Genomic DNA, 15921 nt, shown 5'->3' with positions numbered 1-15921 from the left:
TCCCGCCGAGCCTCCACCGCCAACCGAGTGGCCCGCTCCCTCAACTCCAACGGGTACTTACGCTGTGCTGCCATCTTCCTCTGTTCCTCCAGGTTTCGATGTCTCCATCAAACCCGGGGCGGGACAGTCAGGACCACGGCGCCGCGCCGACCTTCATAGGGCTTGCGCCGCAGAACCTGCAGAGCCATATAGGCCGGGACACAGGCCGCCCCGGCGACGATGATCCAGAATGGCCGACTCAGCGGATCAGCATCGTCGTTGCTCCCCGTCACAAGTCCCAGGAGGCCCGCGGGCCAGCAGGCGATGAACATCATCCAACTCACGTCTTCATAGGCGAAACTGTCCGCCGATCGGGCGCTGCCGCCTGGTTCACCCGAACGGACGGCGCGGATGAGCGTGTGGCCGAACACGCGATCTGCTGATGGCGCGCGTCGCGCGCGAGTCCTGATCGGAACCACCTGGCACAACTTCAGGAGGAGCACGCTGACCGTCCAGAGCTGAACCCTCGGGTGGGGAAACGGTGTCGGTTATGACCGCTACCGGTCTCGACTCAGGAGGCAGTTCACCCATGCACGACCACCAGACCGACCCGGCCGACCCACGACGTGACGGCGCGGAACGCAGCAGGCGACGATCCGTCTCCCGCGTACTGCTGACCCGAGGCCGTGTCATCTCGCACGCCGATGCCCCCTGGGCAAAGAGGGCCCGCTTCTCGCGTCTGATCACTGCGGTTCTCGCGTGCTGGACGACGTGGATGCTCATCGAGTTCGAGACTGCAGAGTCACTGGCTGAACTGTGGGCCGACATCGACCCCGCAATCCTCGCCGTCGTCCTACTCGGTGTCATCGTCGCCGCCGTCACCTGGGCCGGCATGCGCCTCAACAACAATCTCACCCACTGGCTACCCGAGCTTCGGGCCCACCTGAACGGCGGTTCCGCCACCGGCGCCCGGAAAATCGGGTGCCAGGTGCTGATCGCGACCGACGACGGACGCACCGAGGAACTCGTGATCCCAAACGACTGCGGCCTGCAACCCGGCGACGCGGTCGAGGCCTACGGGACTCGTGTCCGCGAGTACCGGCACGTCTGGGCGGTGCGACCGACCGACGGTGTCTGGCAGTATTCCCGCGGACTCCTTCTGGCCTACCTGCTGGCTTCGTGCAACCTCGGCGGGGCGCTACCCCTCCTGATCATCCTGATTCTGAAAGCGGTGTAGCGATCAGCTCGCGACGGGCGTGGGCGGAACATTGAACCTGCCACGACCCGTCCCAGTGCTTCCGAGCTCACTGCGCCACTACCATCAGCTGATCGTCGTCGAGCCCTTCGGCGCGGTAGCGCTCTGCTTCGGCGTCGTCGGCGACGATCACTCGCACGCTGCCTTCCGGAGCCTCCGTCTTGAACTTGCGATCAAGAATGCGCGTGAGGCCAATGTCGAGCACCATGCGCCCGGTCGCCGACGGATAAACGGGAGCGTCGGCCGGGGCCACGAACGCATCACCCGGGTCACGGACCGCCGCTGGGTCGGCACCCGGCCGGCTCAACGCCCGCGCCAGAATCCCGCCAACGCCGGCACCGCCGGTTTCCAGCGGTTTGGCCGACCAGTCGATGCTGGCATCGGTGACGACGAAGGGTCGCGCGAGGGCGAGGTGGTAGCCGTCCCGGGTCTGCAGCTCGACGACCTGGCATTCGGTGACACAGCCCTGCGCGACACCATCGTGCTGACGGAAGACGTCGTCGGCTTCGCCGCTCTCCCACTCCTCGCCGGTAATCGGGTTGACCGGCACTAGCGGAACCACCGCCTCCAGAACCACGGCAAGCGCGTCCGCGCCGTAGCCGTACGCCACCATCCCGGCTTCACCGAGCAGGTCGTCGACCTCCGTGTGATCGATCCAAACAGCAGGCTCACCGTCGCGGATCACCACGAGCACGTGCCTGGGCGGCCCGCCTTGGTCCTTGTACCACTGAGCAAACGCAAGAACGCGTGCTCCGATCTGGTTACGTTCGATTTCGGGCATGGTTACTCCTTCGGATCGTCCCAAGTCGGAACCGCTTCCCCACGATCTTCTCGCACCGCGACGACACCAGTTCCACCAGTTGCTCGTTCGACAGGTGAAAGCCGTCCATCTGGAGAACGTCCGCAGGGATTCCCAAAGTCGTCAGTGCAACGGCGAGACGCTCCGAAACATAGCTCTTCCCCGCCCCCGGCTGGCCGACCACACCCAGAACGACCCGCTGACGCGAGTCCTCGACGGAACCGACCGTCCGGACGATGTCCGAGACGGTAACCACACGGGGGCCAGGCAGCACATCAGGCATTGTGGGACCATCCTTGCTCCGAGGAGTGGGACACATCACCGCGGATACCGGGCACGCTGCCAGCGTACTGCCGCGCCGCACCGCGACCGCGCGGTCCCGTCTCCGGTGACCACGCGTCGATTCTCACGCGGCTACGGGCTGCCTCGTCGACAGCAGGCGGACGTAGTTCGCGGCCAACCGCAGCTGGGTCGACAACGACGTGCGGTGGCTGAGGACCGTCGTCGGAAGTTCGGCGGCAGCGATGGCCGGGGCGAAGAAGTGATCACCCGAGTAGTGGCTGCACCCGCACGATCACCTGGTCCCAGCGCCCAGGTCAAACGCGTGTGAGATCTCGGCCCGAAGGGCTCTGACGTTATTGATCGACGTCGTCGCACCGCGCGCCGCGTTCTCGATGTCGACGAGAACGAGGCGGCGCTGGGCGCGCACGTCGGCGGCGCTGGGGATGGGATTCGATGAGTTCACGATGCTGCCTTTCAGTAACGAGACCGGAGATCTCCGGCTGTACTGGAAAACCGATTCCCCACGTCGCGATCACTTCGGCTACCTGCGGAAAGCCCAGCGGCCGAGGACTGTCGACACCACCAAGAACACGAGGGTGCGGACGGGGTTCGCGATCATCGCGCCGATGAGATAGTCGACGGTGTCGAACGCCGCCAGGACGAACTCACTGACGATGCCGTCCAAGCTCCCGGTGCTCCACCAGTACGAGGCGACGAAATAGACCGTCGGCGCGACCAGTGCGAGCACGACGCCGAGACGGATCAACCCCGTCCGACTGGCGCGTCGCTCGAAATCCTCGTGCCCGCCTCCGCGTCGCACCACGGTGAGATCCGAGGTCTTGACGTTCACTTCGCTGAGCGCGCCGAAGCCGTCGTCGAACCGCACGGTGACGCGCTGCTGCCAGAAGCCCGAGGCCTCCCCGACGACGACTCCGCGGGTGCCCCGCGAAATGCCGGTCCCCGCCACCGAATCAGACAGGCCGCGCGGAATCACTGCCGTCGCCTTCACCCAGTCACCATCACTCGGGAGCGATCCGAAAAGGCTCATCGGATGATCCGCATTCGCGGTCGGTGCTCACCCGATCGCACGCGTTCGCGATCCTCGGCGTTGAGTCCGTCGTTGCCACTGTCGCGGTTGCGGTCGGCTTGCTGCCCGTTCGCGTCGTCGAGTTCCTCCACCTGTTGGTTCACCGGCTTGACCGGGTCTCTCGGGTTGGGTGGTTCCAGCATCCACAGTCCACCGGCTACAAGTGCCGTAGCCGAAGCGACGATCGCGGCCTTGTTTCGAAAATCACTCACAGCGACACCTCTCCATCGACGACCCCGACCTCTTCGGAGTTCTCCAGTGGAACCGTTTCCCCAGCCGCGATTCGCGGCGGAATTCCCGTGTTCAGGAGATATCTACGTGCGGTGCCGCCGCTCTAAGGTCGCCTCATGGGATTCTTCAATCGCCGTTCCAACCGAGCCGGGTCGTCACTGGGCACGACGGGAAGCGCGCAGTCCGCCACAAACCGCCAGGGCGGCAGTGGGCTCGGATTGGTTCCACCCCGCCTCGACCTTCCCGAGTTCTGGGTCCATGAGTCTCTCCGCCTCGAGGACCAGTCGATGCTGCGGTCCGACGCGACTCCGCCCGGGATCCACACGCAGTGTGGACCCAAGGGGGTGGTCGGACGGCTCGGCGACCGGCTACTCCCCTGGCGCGCGTTCAATATCAGCGAGGTCGCACCGAGTCCGACGCTGCGCGCAGTCGCGATGGTCATGGGCGCTTATCCGGGAGCAGAGATCGAACTGACCGAGTACGGGAGTCGCACCCCGATGGAGTCCCTCCCCGGCTTCACCGTGATGGACAATCGTGGCTCGAGCATCTGCGGTGTGGACTGGTCACCGGACGGACGCACCCTCGCGTGCCTGGAATGGTCCGGAGTCGGCGTCCTCACACTGCTCGACGCCCAGACCGGCCGACGGACCGTTCTCACCACCCTCGACAAGATCATGGGCAACGAGGTACCCCGATTCAGTCCAGACGGGCGATGGATTCTGGTCCCGACGAGTGCTCCGAAATTGGTCTCACTCGACCAGAGTGTCAGCGTTTCGCTGCCGCTTGAGCACGCCTATGTGGACTGGTGGCCCGCACGCGGACCGTCCGCGCTGTTCGCGATCGTCGGCCGTGCCGGCTCACAGCATTTCGGCGCATATGACCTGGCCTCCGGTCGTTTCGAGGACCTCGGGCCACTCCAGCTGCCGCACCAGCCGGACCTCCCGGAGACCCGCACGCTGATCCATACGCCCCGCGTCTCACCCGCCGGCGACCAGGCTCTGGTCGGCAGTTGGTTCGGTCCACCGGGTCCCTACCAGGAGGAGAACGGCAGCCGGGAACGCGTCGCCGTCCTCGACGTCACGACCGGCCAGGTGACCTCACCGATCTACCCGTGGGCCGACGCCGGCAGCTGGTTGGAGCGCGATCACTCGAAGTGGTTCTGGACTGGACGCCCCTCGACGACATCCGGGCCGACCGTCGTCGCTCCCGCTCTCTTCAACGAGACGCCGCCGTTCGACAACAGCGATCCGCGAGCGCACCGGGATGCCACCGACCGCGACGAGTTGGTCGTCGTGTGGTCGTGGTGACCCGTTTCGAACTGGAATGGCGGCCGGACCGATCACTGCCGCCTACCGACGAGGAACTTGAACCTGTCTGGGAATAGGGCCGCAGAAGCTCCAGCCAGTTTCTGCTCGCTCTCTGCAACTCCGGCTTCCAGCTCTGTGTCGCTGAAAGTGGACAGCAATGACATGGACCTTCCGGCGACCATACGCAGCTGATCGCGTCGATTCGGCGATCGCCGTCGGATCGGGCTGAAGCTGCTCGAACCTTTCGAGTGCCGCAGCAAGAGCGGATAGTGACAGCGCGACCGATTCAGCGATCTGCCGAATCCTCTACCCGGCTATGCCCCACGGATCCAGACGGGCATCCTCGGACTGACGAAACCCTCGCCGACTACTTACTGCCTAGTTGGAACCAACCATTGGAGCGATCGCCGCTGCTGAACCAGGTCGCGGTCTGCAGCGTGGCCTTGCCATATCCTGACGACGCCGTGGCGTTGTGCACCTCGACCTTGCCATTGGAGCCCGTGTTGGTGGTCTTGATGAACCAGAGATCGTTGCCCACCATCTGGAACCAGCCGTTGGCGCGATCCGCCGTGCCGAGCCAAGTGGCACTGTGCACGCCGGCGTTGCGGTAACCCGACGATGCCGTCGCGCTGTGCACCTCGACCTTGCCCGAGCCGGTGTTCTTGGTCTTGATGAACCACAGATCGTTGCCCACCATCTGGAACCAGCCGTTGCCCTCGTCGTTGCTGCCGATCCAGCTGGCCGCGTGGACGGTGGCCTGCTTGTAGCCCGACGCGGCGGTGGCGTTGTGCACCTCAGCCCGCTTCGAGCTGGTGTTCTTGGTCTTGATGAACCACAGCTCGTTGCCAACCATCTGGAACCAGCCATTGTTCTGGTCGCCGGTGCCGAACCACGTGACGTGATGTTGCCCGGACTTGTAGCCTGACGACGCCGTCGCTGAATGCACCTCGACCTTGCCCGACCCGGTATTGCGGGTCTTGATGAAGTACAAGTCGTTTCCGACGACTTGGAAATAACCATTGTTCTGGTCTGCCGTATCGAACCACGTTGCTGCATGAACCTCGCCATCGCGGTAGTTCGACCCGGCACCCACCTTGTGCACCTCGACCTTCCTCGACCCGGTGTTCCGAGTCTTGATCAGCCAGAGGTCCGACGACGATGAGGTCGACGACGGCGCCGTCGAACCCGACCGGAGGAAACGCGCACCGGCATGCTGGTTCGCCACGCCTGCGCTGTACGGCAGATCCGGGGCACCCGTCAGGTGAAATCGCCCGGTGAACGGCACGCGATCATTCGTCCCGCAGTTGGAGCCGGTGTGCGCGTAGAGATGCGCGTGGGCGTATCCGCCGTTGTCCGACTCACCAGCACGTGCCACGCTGCCGATGGGCGATCCCGTAGACACACGGCCGCTCGCCCGTCCTCCGGCATTCAGATGCATGAACGACATACTGCCGCCCGAATCGAGCCGTACACACACCCAGTTCCCAGCACCGCCACCGGAGTACTGCGTCGCCGTCCCGGGGCCGGGCGAAGTGACCAGCCGTCCCGTGGCCGCATTCGGGTTGCCCCAGCAGCCATCACGGCCGCGAGCCGACTCAGTCGTCATATCGAGGCCGTACTTCAGGTTTCCGTGATGCGACGGAGCCCCGTTGTATCCCTGGCAGACATACCAGGGGACACCGGACTCGAACGGCACGACGAGATCGGACGCGGCGCGCGCCGACCCCGCTCCCAGCGGACTCAGAGCGAGAGAAACCACGGCGGCAACTGCTAGTGCCAGCGGTGTCAGCCATGAATTGTGCAGTCTCAATCCGCCAGATGTTGTCGACATTCGCCGAATGTAGCAACGGGTGCCGGTCGATCCCATCCCCCAAACAGCGGAAATCTGCTCGCAGCGCCACACGGCCGTCAGATTCCGGTTAGCGTCGCTGCGGAACTCACGACAGGAGATCAGCATGAGCAACCTCGACGCAACCAAGATGAAGGTCCAGCGAATCCTCGCCGAGAATCTGAATGGCGTGGAACTGACCGAGGCCGGTTTCACCGTCCGGAACGGCACCACCCGTGCCTTCATCACCTGCAGCGAACGGGACAACGGCAATCGGACCTATGTCCGGGTCCAGGTGCCGTTGCTCATGCAGGTACGTCCTTCCCCCGAGCTGTTCGAGTACATCGCGTTCCACGCCGCGGAATACATGTTCGGAACGGTCCACCTCATGCAGCCAGCGGATGATGGGACCAGCATTCTGATGTTCGAGCACACCCTGCTCGGCGACTACCTGGACGAAGAGGAGCTGCTGTCCGTTGTCTTCGGGCTCGCCCAGGTCGGCGACGAAATCGACGAGGAACTGCAAGCCAAGTTCGGCGGCAAGCGCTTCCACGAGGACTAGTCGATGCGCAGCGAGGAGATCGCGAGTCTGATCCGCGCCAGCACCTCCGAAGCCAAACGCTGGGGCGGCGACCTCGGCTACCTGCATCTCGCGGTGGTGCTGTCTCGACGATGGAACGACGAGTTCATCGCAACGTTCGGTGGTGACGGCCTGGGGATGATTCAGGACCGCCTGCGGGCGGAGCAATACTTCGGCGACGAAGCTGATATCCGCGAGCTGCTGAGCGCTGGCGATCGCGCTACCGTGCTTGCAAACCTCGCCGAGCTGATCAAATCGCAAGCGCCGCAAGATGATCCGATCGACGATGAGCCCGCAGCCACGCCGCCGGAAACTGCGGCCGCGGAGGATGCCACCGAGGCCGAGAGTGGCCCCGCCGATCAAATCCTCGGACTCGCGACGCGGCTCACCGGTGAACCGATCCCCGGACGTGACACCGAGCTGACCGAACTCGCAGCATTGCTGCTTGCGCGCAGCGCTGGCCCTGTCGTCGTTTCCGGTCAGGCCGGCTCGGGACGTAGCGCACTACTCGAGGCGCTTCCGGACGCGCTCACTCGTGCCGGAGTCGCACGAACGGTCTACCGTCTCGACCCAGGATCCGACGTCTCGCCAGACGACCTCTACCGGCTCCTCCGTCAGGCCCCGGAGGACTCGGTAATCGTCGTCGACGATCTGGATCGGCGAGCCATGCTCCGCGATTCACCGCCCGCCGTCGAATTCCTGCGCGCCTTGCGTCTGGGAACCGATCAGACGAAGGCACGTGTCGTCGTTTCGCTGGAATCGAAGAACGTGCCGCGGTTCGAAGCAGCCCTGGCCGACTTCGGCAATCGGGTGTCGGTCGCGCCGTTGACCGAAGCGGCCGGAACGACGGCGATCGACCGGGCCCTCGCCGCGGTCCGCGACCAGTACCCCGGTATGACGGTCGACGACGAGCTGCAGGCGGCAGTCACCGCGCCACCCACTCGCAACGAACACTTCGCGCATCCCGGCCTCGCCGCACGACGACTCGATCTCGCCCTCGCTCGGGCCTCCGTGGTCGGCCGCACCGAAGCGACCGTCGACGACCTGCACCGCGACGGCTCCGTTCCCGCCCTACGGCGGCAGGCGCATGAGCTGACCGCCGCCCTGAAGGAACGAATCAAGGGGCAGGACAACGCAATCGAGTCCGTGACGCGCCGCCTCGCACTGACTCGCTCGAATCTGGACCTCCGTCCGGAGCGTCCGAACGGCGTGTTCCTATTCGTCGGCCCTACCGGCGTCGGGAAAACAGAGCTCGCCCGGGAGATCGCCCGCGTCGAGTATGGGAGCGCCGACGCGCTCATCCGACTGGACATGTCGGAGTACTCACACAGCTGGGGCGTCAGCCGGCTGACCGGCCCGATGCCCGGCTACGTCGGCTCGGACACCCCGGACGAATGGCTCACCACCAAGGTCGCCGACCGGCCGCGGTGTGTCGTGCTGCTCGACGAGATCGAGAAGGCGCACCCCACGGTGTGGAACACCTTCCTCCAGGTGTTCGACGCCGGTCGCCTCACCGACAGTCGCGGCACCACCGCCGACTTCGCCGACGCCGTGATCGTGATGACCTCGAATCTCGGTGTGCGCGAAGCACAATCGAAGGCCGTCGGCTTCGGCGACGTCAACACCGCCAGCCGTTCGCGCACGCTCGCGCAGGACGCACTCGAGAAGGCCATGCCACCCGAGTTGCTCAACCGGATCGATGAAATCGCCCAGTTCGAGCCACTCACCCCTGAGGCGATCGCTCAGATCGCCGAGGTCGAGGTCGCGGCAGCGATCGACATGCTCACCGGCCGCGGCTGGACCGTCACGGTCGACGACGATGTGATCGCCTGGCTCGCCGCCACCGGCTACGACCCCGCCTACGGCGCCCGGCACCTCCACCGGAACATCGAACGACGCCTGGTCGGCGACCTGGTCACCTTCGCTGAGCAAGGCGTGTCCGCTGTGTATGCCAGCGTCGTCGACGACGACATCGTGATCTCGAAGGCGTAGGCACAGGCGGGGCAATCACCCTGCAGCCCAACGGTTTGCGGCCCCGGAAGCGTGACGCTTCCGGGGCCGCGAACTGTGGTGCCGTCTCCGCTATGGGATCAGGATGTACTGCATGCCCGGGCGGTGCTGCGACGGACGTGTGTCGAACACGCCGAACTTGCTGGTCTTGTAGGGATACGTGGCGCCACCGGTGCCGCCGTTCATGTCGGTGATGGTGAGCGTGTTGCCCTTCACCGCGTCGACCCATGCCACGTGCCCGACGCCACCGACGATCGAGCTCGGGTACACCACAACCGATCGCGGCTGCGGGCTGCTGACGACGGTCCATCGTGCAGCCCGCGCCTGATCAGCCCACTGGCCGGCATTGCCGCGCAGCGCGCCGATGTAGTAGCCGGCCGCCCGACGGATCATCTCCTGCGCGCCGTACGTGCAGTAGCCGCGCAGGTCCGCCGTGTTGAACGGGTTGTGTCCCTGGACCGTGAGGCCCTTGGCACGACCGGACGACGGGGCTGCGGGAGCGGGCGCGCCACCGCACTCGCCGGCGACGCGGCCGTTGGTGCCGGTGTAGATCCAGGCGTCGGACACATAGCCGCGGCCCGGGATGCGATCCCAGAGCGTGGTGGTGCCGTAGTCGCCTCGCACTGCCGAACCGTTGGTCTGGCATTCGATGGTGATCTGGTTGCCGTTGCGGAGCTCACCGACGATCGGCGCCGACGCATTGGGCGCGGAGCGGATCTTCAGGGTGTAACCGGAACCGGTGATCACCCTGCCGGAAGCGGCAGCGGCTTCGCCGGCAGCGAGAACACTGCCACCGGCGACGACGAGCGCACACAGGGCGGTCGTCATAGAGCGGACGGGGAAACGCGAGATCCTCATGGGAGTTCCTTTCGTTCGGGTCTCACGACGTATCCGTTTCCCCACGGCACCGCCGTGCATCGGCGGAGCTGCCTGCCCGGTTACATTCATCAGGTGGATCCCGTCGGCAGAACCGTGTTGGTCATCTCGGCCGTTCTGGTGCTGGCGCCGCTCCTCGGCCGTGCGTTCCGCCCCTGGGTGGCGATTCCCGTCGTCGTCTTCGAACTGGTCCTCGGCATTGCCGCCGGTCCGTCGGTCCTCGACTGGGTGGGGCCGTCCGACGAACTCGCCATGCTCTCGCAGTTCGGCGTCGGCCTGCTGTTCTTCATGGCCGGCAACGAGATCGACCCGACGGCCATTCGCGGCAAGCGCGGGCGACGCGCGTGGGGTGGATGGCTCCTCAGCTTCGTGCTTGGTTTCGGCGTCGGCTACGCCATCGAACCCGGCCTCGGCGCGGTGATCATCGCCATCGCTCTGAGTTCGACGGCCCTGGGCACGCTGCTGCCGATCCTCCGCGACAGCGGCAATCTGACGACCCCGTTCGGCCTGTCGATGAGCGCTGTTGGCGCCGTCGGCGAGTTCGGGCCGATCATCGCGATCTCGCTCCTCCTCGGCGGTCACAAACCCGACGTCGCCCTGGTGATCCTGATCGTCTTCGGCGTCATCGCCAGCACGGTGATCTGGCTGACCGGCCGACTCCCGCGCGGCCAGCTGCACCGCTTCGTCGAATCGACCCTCCACACCTCCGGACAGTTCGGCGTCCGCCTGGTGGTCGCGATCTTGCTGTCGCTGATCGTCGCGAGCGTCGTCCTCGGCGTCGACACCCTGCTCGGCGCATTCACCGCCGGAATCGTGTGGCGCGCACTGATCCGCGACGCCGACCCCGCCACGCAGGAAGCCGTCGAAAGCAAGATCGAGGGCCTCGCCTTCGGGTTCGGCGTTCCGATCTTCTTCATCGCCACGGGTATCGGTTTCGATCTGGACGCCCTCACCTCGGAACCCCTCAACCTCCTGCTGGTGGTCGGCGTAGCGCTCCTGCTCCTGGTGGTGCGCGGGATTCCATCGAGCCTGGCCGCACCCGACGGCGCGAGTCGCCGCATGCGCGCCGCCGTGGGCGTCATGGGTGCCACCGGTCTGCCGATCATCATCGTCGCCACCGAAAGCGGGGTGAGCCTCGACCTCATCTCGACGACGACCGCTACCGTGCTCGTCGGCGCCGGCATGTTGTCGGTGCTGTTGTTCCCGCTGCTCGCGGAGTCTCTGCGACGCAGGGACGAGGCGTCAAGGGTCGAGAGTGCTCCACCCGAGACTCACTGACCTGGCGAACCTCCCGCACCGATCGATGACCCCGACCCGCTCGCCGTCAGCTGGTGAAGAATGCGAACGCCCAGACCATGCCACCGAGAATTCCCGCGACGAGGGCGAGGAGCGCCACGAAGGTCATCGCGAACGTCCACTGCATGAGGACGGCGATCACCATCGCGACCGCAGACGCTGCCACGATCACCGCCTCGATCCGCGAGAGCCGACTCGAGGAGTTCTCTCGTTCCCGACGGCCCGTCGTCACGATGAACACGGCGATCATGAAGGGGATGACCCAGGCAACGGCGGCGTCGTCGCCCAGCCGGGAGAGGCCACCGAACCAATCCAGCATCGATCGGTACCACTCCCATCCGTCATAGTAGAGCTCCAGCACCCAGTTCTGAACGGTCACACCCGCCTGCGGCGACACAGACGCAACAAGTTGCATGATGGCGAGCGGGAATCCGAGCCAGGCGAGCACGGTCGCCCACCAGGCCCACATGCTCTGCGTGCCGTTCAGGGAGGCTTCGACCGTCCGCTGGTCGCTGACACCGGGGACGAGACGCGTGATCGCCATCGCGATCAGGTAGCCGATCATGGCGGTGATGATCGGTGGCACCGCGCCGGCCGACGTCGGCTCCACCATCGACCAGCCGAACGAGAAGGTCGCCGCCACCACGAGCGCCGTCACCCAACGTTGCGGCTGCCCGAACACGTAGTCGGCCACCCAACAGACCGCGACGCAGATCACCGCGGTGATCGCGATCTCGACCAGACTGTCGACGATCGTGGAATCGTCGAAGTCCTCGTTCCCGACGTTGGTGGCCCCGAAACCGACGAAGTAGATGATCCCGTACGGAATGGTCAGGAGGAGCCGGGCGATCGCACCGCCGTTCGCCCGGGCCAACCGCTGCCGCTTCTCAGCGGCGCTGGCAGCAGCCACCCGGGCGCGCTCGGCCTCTGCCTGCCGCTCGCGCTCCATCCGTTCGCGTTCGGCTTCCGCCGCGCGCGCTTCCCGCGTTTCCCTCGCCTCGACCACCGCGAGTGGACTGAGCGCGGCAGCCGCGATCAGCGTGTCCAAACCCTCGTTCACTTCCACACTCCGCTCATCACTTCACCGGAACACTAGTCATCCGACGTCGTCTCATCGTTCGAGACCGCCGCCTCGGCCTGAGCATCCTGTGCTCGCGCCTTCCGCTTGTCCAGCCACTCGTCCAAGAAGCTGCCGCCGGCGGCCGGGGCTGCTTCGGCCGACTCGCTCACGAAGTCGGCCGGATTCAGGCGGCTGAGGTCAAGGTCCCGCAGATGACGGTACGAGTCCTCCATCACCGCGTCGAGCGACGCCTTCTCACAGGTCTGCGGCCGCAGCCGAGGATCAACGCTCATGGTGAACGGCGCCGCCGACACGTTGTCGGCGTCGTTCCGGGTCACGATCGCGTGGAACATCGGCAGGTTGGCGAGCGTCGACGCGCTCACCGCACCGCCGGTGGTCGCCTCGTGCTCGGCGACATGCGGACCGTTGGCTCGGAAGATCACCGACGTGCCGACATTGCCGGTCAGCGCCTGTGTCACCTCCTTGTCGAGTTGCCCCAGATACTGATGTGCGGCGGTCACCGAGATCCCGAACTTGCGGCCCTCGGACAGCATGTTCACCAGCGAGCCCGCCATGACCGAATGTGCTTCGTCGACGATCACGTGGAACCGACGATCGGTCTTGCGGTTCATCGCCGCCACCCAGAAACGGTTGAGCAGCAGGTAGCCGAGCAGTCGTGACGCGGAGGCGCCCATCTGCCCCTTGGCGAGGTCCACCAGGATGATCTGCCCCGAGTCCATGGCGCCGATCGGGTCGTACACGTCCTGACCGGAGGCGAGGATCTGTGCCAGCGCCGGGCTGGCCGAGAACATCTCGAACTTGCTGTTGACCCAGGCGACCAGATCGCCGTACTCGGAACTCGAGCGCTGTTTGCCGATTTCGTTCTTCCACCACACGAGTTCGCGCGGATCGGTCAGCTTCTTCATCACCTCGGCGATCATCGCCTTGTCGCTGAGGATCAGCGGGACGTCGAGCAGACTCGCCCGATCCCCGCGCAGCACCACGAGCCCGCGCAGCGCGTGCCCCACCCGATCGATGAATCGCGGACCGACGATGCCCGTCTCGCGCGGATCGAACAGCTCCTGGAACATCGCGCCGATATCGGAAATGGCCGTCGCCAGACTGACCTCGTCCGACGCGCTCAACGGATTGAGCGGCATCGGATGATCCAGATCCGCTGCCCGCACCACCGTGCACCGCTCCGCCGCCGCCGCCGGCAGCTCGGCCAGGATCCGGTCGACGAGCGTGCCATGCGGATCGAGGACCAGCGCCCCGTTGTCGCTATGGGCCAGCTGGTGCACCAACCCGGCCAGCAGCGTGCTCTTACCGGTGCCCGTCGCTCCGACGATGTGCATGTGCCGCAACAACTCCGCGTCGCTCAATGACACGTCGACCGGCAGGCCGGCATCGGTCTTGGCAATACCCACCGTGACAGTCCCACCGGGCTTGCGCGACTTATGCTCGACGGTCACCGACACCGGCATGCCGGCAGGTGCACCCGCCAGAAAGCCCACCGGAGCGTCCGGTCCAACCGGAAGCAGCAGGGCCAACCGCACCTCGGACTCGTCACACCGGAAGCTCACCTCGTCGCCCCCGGGGAGCTCCGGCGTATCCGGGGTGAAGATCAGCCCGGGAAAGCCGTCCCGCAGCGCCGCGAGCAGACCCAGCGGCGGAGCCGACACCCCCACCAGGGTCACCGACATCGTGAACCATTGCTGGTCGAGCGCCGCCACGGTCACGTCGATCCGCCCACCGCTCCACAGACTGAGCGCCTTCCACAGCCGCGCACGATCACGCAGACTCACCGCCTCGGCGGTGTCCCACCTCGACGACGACTCCACCCGCGTCCGGAACCCGACCGCCGCCGCTTCCGGACGCCCGCGCCATACATGCTCGCGAACGACGTCCGGGCGGGCAATCCAGTCCGTCGTCACGTCCTCGTCGAGAACGACGGCGAGTTCCTCAGGCATGGCGCTGACTGACGAATGCAGTCGAACCATCAGCGTCGCCGGGCCTTCGGAGCCCGGAAGGACCTCGGCCCCGGCCTCGACGGCCAGGTCCGTTCCCGGAATCAGCCGCAGCATGGAGATCACCGCATCCAGGACGGGCTCATTGCTGTCGTCCTCGCCGCGGGGCCGCAGACCCGTGATGGTCAGTAGTTCGCCCTCGGGCCGTACGTCGGTGGCATTGCCCACCGTGTTTCCAATGCTCATGCTGCTCGGTCCTTTCGCTTCTGATGTGTCACTGCAGATCCGTTTCCCCACCGTCAGGACTGTCGTACTCTGCGAGAACTCGCCGGACCCGCACCAACTCGGCGCTGAGGTCCTCAGGCAACGGCTGCACTTTCTCGAGCGCGGCCAAGAGGCTTTCAATCTCAGTCAAGAGATCGGAGTACCACGCAGCGGGTACCTCCTCCCGCTCAACAGGAGCCAGCCCGCGCACCAGCCGATCAATCGCGAGATCACAGCGGACCCACTCCATCGCCGACGAGTAATCCTTGAGTGCTGTGAAAATAGCTTCCCGGAGAGGCCGCTCCTCCAGACGCAAGCCGAGAGCCACCAGATCACCCTCGGACTCACACAATTCGACGACCATCCGCAATGAGAATGCCAGGTCCTGGACAGGCTGCAGGGTTCCCGGCTGCGCCGCTCGCGACTCCCGCCGCAACGCCAACGACTCCTCAAACACCGCCCGCGCACCCGCCCAATCCCCCACCGCCTTCAACACCGCGCCCATGTTGTTCAGCGAGACCGAGACGTCCCGGACCGGCTCCAGCAGTCCCGGCTGCGCCTCCCGCAACTCCCGCGCCAACTCAAGCTGCTCCTCAAACACCGCCCGCGCACCCGACCAATCCCCCACCGCCTTCAACACCGCGCCCATGTTGTTCAGCGAGACCGAGACGTCCCGGACCGGCTCCAGCAGTCCCGGCTGCGCCTCCCGCAACTCCCGCGCCAACTCAAGCTGCTCCTCAAACACCGCCCGCGCACCCGACCAATCCCCCACCGCCTTCAACACCGCGCCCATGTTGTCCAGCGAGACCGAGACGTCCCGGACCGGCTCCAGCAGTCCCGGCTGCGCCTCCCGCAACTCCCGCGCCAACTCAAGCTGCTCCTCAAACACCGCCCGCGCACCCGACCAATCCCCCACCGCCTTCAACACCGCGCCCATGTTGTCCAGCGAGACCGAGACGTCCCGGACCGGCTCCAGCAGTCCCGGCTGCGCCTCCCGCAACTCCCGCGCCAACTCAAGCTGCTCCTCAAACACCGCCCGCGCACCCGCCCAATCCCCCACCGCCTTCAACACCGCGCCCATGTTGTCCAGCGAGACCGAG

At 65.9% G+C, this 15921-nt stretch carries 15 protein-coding genes; 5 read left to right on the top strand and 10 right to left on the bottom strand.

Going from position 1 to position 15921, the window contains the following annotated elements; genetic code table 11:
- Window positions 1–107: 107 nt before the first annotated feature.
- Window positions 108–410 carry a hypothetical protein gene (locus tag ABD989_RS17305; protein WP_345314457.1) on the bottom strand — a complete coding sequence of 101 codons (303 nt, stop codon included), beginning with the start codon at window positions 408–410 and terminating at the stop codon, window positions 108–110.
- Between the two features lie 158 nt (window positions 411–568).
- Between ABD989_RS17305 and ABD989_RS17300 the strand changes: the two genes are divergently transcribed.
- On the top strand, window positions 569–1216 hold the full coding sequence (locus ABD989_RS17300; protein WP_345314456.1) for a hypothetical protein: 648 nt from the start codon (window positions 569–571) through the stop codon (window positions 1214–1216).
- A 67-nt stretch (window positions 1217–1283) separates the two neighbouring features.
- On the opposite strand, the gene ABD989_RS17295 is transcribed toward ABD989_RS17300, so the two are convergent.
- The 4 genes from ABD989_RS17295 to ABD989_RS17280 all read right to left on the bottom strand — a co-directional run bounded on the left by ABD989_RS17295 (window position 1284) and on the right by ABD989_RS17280 (window position 3614).
- On the bottom strand, window positions 1284–2015 hold the full coding sequence (locus ABD989_RS17295) for a hypothetical protein (RefSeq protein ID WP_345314455.1): 732 nt from the start codon (window positions 2013–2015) through the stop codon (window positions 1284–1286).
- On the bottom strand, window positions 1996–2316 hold the full coding sequence (locus tag ABD989_RS17290) for a nucleoside/nucleotide kinase family protein (RefSeq protein WP_345314454.1): 321 nt from the start codon (window positions 2314–2316) through the stop codon (window positions 1996–1998). The genes ABD989_RS17295 and ABD989_RS17290 overlap by 20 nt, the downstream gene beginning before the upstream one ends.
- Before the next feature lie 540 nt (window positions 2317–2856).
- Entirely contained in the window at window positions 2857–3324 is a 468-nt protein-coding gene (locus tag ABD989_RS17285) for a hypothetical protein (RefSeq protein ID WP_345314453.1), read from the bottom strand.
- A 35-nt stretch (window positions 3325–3359) separates the two neighbouring features.
- Window positions 3360–3614, bottom strand: a complete 255-nt coding sequence (locus ABD989_RS17280; RefSeq protein ID WP_345314452.1) for a hypothetical protein — start codon at window positions 3612–3614, stop codon at window positions 3360–3362.
- 306 nt (window positions 3615–3920) lie between these two features.
- Here ABD989_RS17280 and ABD989_RS17275 point away from each other — a divergent pair, with 306 nt between their 5' ends.
- The gene (locus tag ABD989_RS17275) at window positions 3921–4940 is read left to right on the top strand and encodes a TolB-like translocation protein (RefSeq protein WP_345314451.1); all 1020 of its coding nucleotides are present in this window, start codon (window positions 3921–3923) and stop codon (window positions 4938–4940) included.
- Between the two features lie 367 nt (window positions 4941–5307).
- On the opposite strand, the gene ABD989_RS17270 is transcribed toward ABD989_RS17275, so the two are convergent.
- Window positions 5308–6897 carry a hypothetical protein gene (locus ABD989_RS17270; protein WP_345314450.1) on the bottom strand — a complete coding sequence of 530 codons (1590 nt, stop codon included), beginning with the start codon at window positions 6895–6897 and terminating at the stop codon, window positions 5308–5310.
- Between ABD989_RS17270 and ABD989_RS17265 the strand changes: the two genes are divergently transcribed.
- Together ABD989_RS17265 and ABD989_RS17260 are read left to right on the top strand one after the other, a co-directional pair.
- Window positions 6896–7330 carry a T3SS (YopN, CesT) and YbjN peptide-binding chaperone 1 gene (locus ABD989_RS17265; RefSeq protein ID WP_345314449.1) on the top strand — a complete coding sequence of 145 codons (435 nt, stop codon included), beginning with the start codon at window positions 6896–6898 and terminating at the stop codon, window positions 7328–7330. The genes ABD989_RS17270 and ABD989_RS17265 overlap by 2 nt on opposite strands.
- Window positions 7331–7333: 3 nt before the next feature.
- Entirely contained in the window at window positions 7334–9340 is a 2007-nt protein-coding gene (locus ABD989_RS17260; protein ID WP_345314448.1) for an AAA family ATPase, read from the top strand.
- Window positions 9341–9430: 90 nt separating this feature from the next.
- Here the strand turns inward: ABD989_RS17260 and ABD989_RS17255 are convergent, their stop codons facing one another.
- Window positions 9431–10186, bottom strand: a complete 756-nt coding sequence (locus tag ABD989_RS17255; RefSeq protein ID WP_345314447.1) for a CHAP domain-containing protein — start codon at window positions 10184–10186, stop codon at window positions 9431–9433.
- Between the two features lie 123 nt (window positions 10187–10309).
- On the opposite strand from ABD989_RS17255, the gene ABD989_RS17250 reads away from it, so the two are divergent.
- Window positions 10310–11512 carry a cation:proton antiporter gene (locus ABD989_RS17250; protein WP_345314446.1) on the top strand — a complete coding sequence of 401 codons (1203 nt, stop codon included), beginning with the start codon at window positions 10310–10312 and terminating at the stop codon, window positions 11510–11512.
- A 46-nt stretch (window positions 11513–11558) separates the two neighbouring features.
- Here the strand turns inward: ABD989_RS17250 and ABD989_RS17245 are convergent, their stop codons facing one another.
- From ABD989_RS17245 to ABD989_RS17235, 3 genes are all read right to left on the bottom strand, one after another.
- Window positions 11559–12596: a hypothetical protein gene (locus ABD989_RS17245; RefSeq protein ID WP_345314445.1), complete on the bottom strand. Its 1038-nt coding sequence runs from the start codon at window positions 12594–12596 to the stop codon at window positions 11559–11561.
- A 26-nt stretch (window positions 12597–12622) separates the two neighbouring features.
- Window positions 12623–14803 (bottom strand): type IV secretory system conjugative DNA transfer family protein, encoded by a 2181-nt coding sequence (locus ABD989_RS17240; RefSeq protein WP_345314444.1) that lies wholly within the window; start codon window positions 14801–14803, stop codon window positions 12623–12625.
- A gap of 28 nt (window positions 14804–14831) precedes the next feature.
- A partial coding sequence (locus ABD989_RS17235; protein ID WP_345314443.1) for a tetratricopeptide repeat protein occupies window positions 14832–15921 on the bottom strand: 1090 nt, incomplete at its 5' end.

This window comes from Gordonia alkaliphila (assembly GCF_039542465.1).
Classification (GTDB): domain Bacteria; phylum Actinomycetota; class Actinomycetes; order Mycobacteriales; family Mycobacteriaceae; genus Gordonia; species Gordonia alkaliphila.
This window is presented reverse-complemented; position numbering and strand designations above follow the sequence as displayed.

What these genes read in the sequence shown, in the direction of transcription:
- ABD989_RS17275 (WP_345314451.1), top strand. Translation starts at nt 3,921, where the DNA reads ATGCTGCGGTCCGACGCGACTCCGCCCGGGATCCACACGCAGTGTGGA.
- ABD989_RS17265 (WP_345314449.1), top strand. Translation starts at nt 6,896, where the DNA reads ATGAGCAACCTCGACGCAACCAAGATGAAGGTCCAGCGAATCCTCGCC.
- ABD989_RS17300 (WP_345314456.1), top strand. Translation starts at nt 569, where the DNA reads ATGCACGACCACCAGACCGACCCGGCCGACCCACGACGTGACGGCGCG.
- ABD989_RS17290 (WP_345314454.1), bottom strand. Translation starts at nt 2,316, where the DNA reads ATGCCTGATGTGCTGCCTGGCCCCCGTGTGGTTACCGTCTCGGACATC.
- ABD989_RS17260 (WP_345314448.1), top strand. Translation starts at nt 7,334, where the DNA reads ATGCGCAGCGAGGAGATCGCGAGTCTGATCCGCGCCAGCACCTCCGAA.
- ABD989_RS17240 (WP_345314444.1), bottom strand. Translation starts at nt 14,803, where the DNA reads ATGAGCATTGGAAACACGGTGGGCAATGCCACCGACGTACGGCCCGAG.
- ABD989_RS17255 (WP_345314447.1), bottom strand. Translation starts at nt 10,186, where the DNA reads ATGACGACCGCCCTGTGTGCGCTCGTCGTCGCCGGTGGCAGTGTTCTC.
- ABD989_RS17295 (WP_345314455.1), bottom strand. Translation starts at nt 2,015, where the DNA reads ATGCCCGAAATCGAACGTAACCAGATCGGAGCACGCGTTCTTGCGTTT.
- ABD989_RS17270 (WP_345314450.1), bottom strand. Translation starts at nt 6,897, where the DNA reads ATGCTGATCTCCTGTCGTGAGTTCCGCAGCGACGCTAACCGGAATCTG.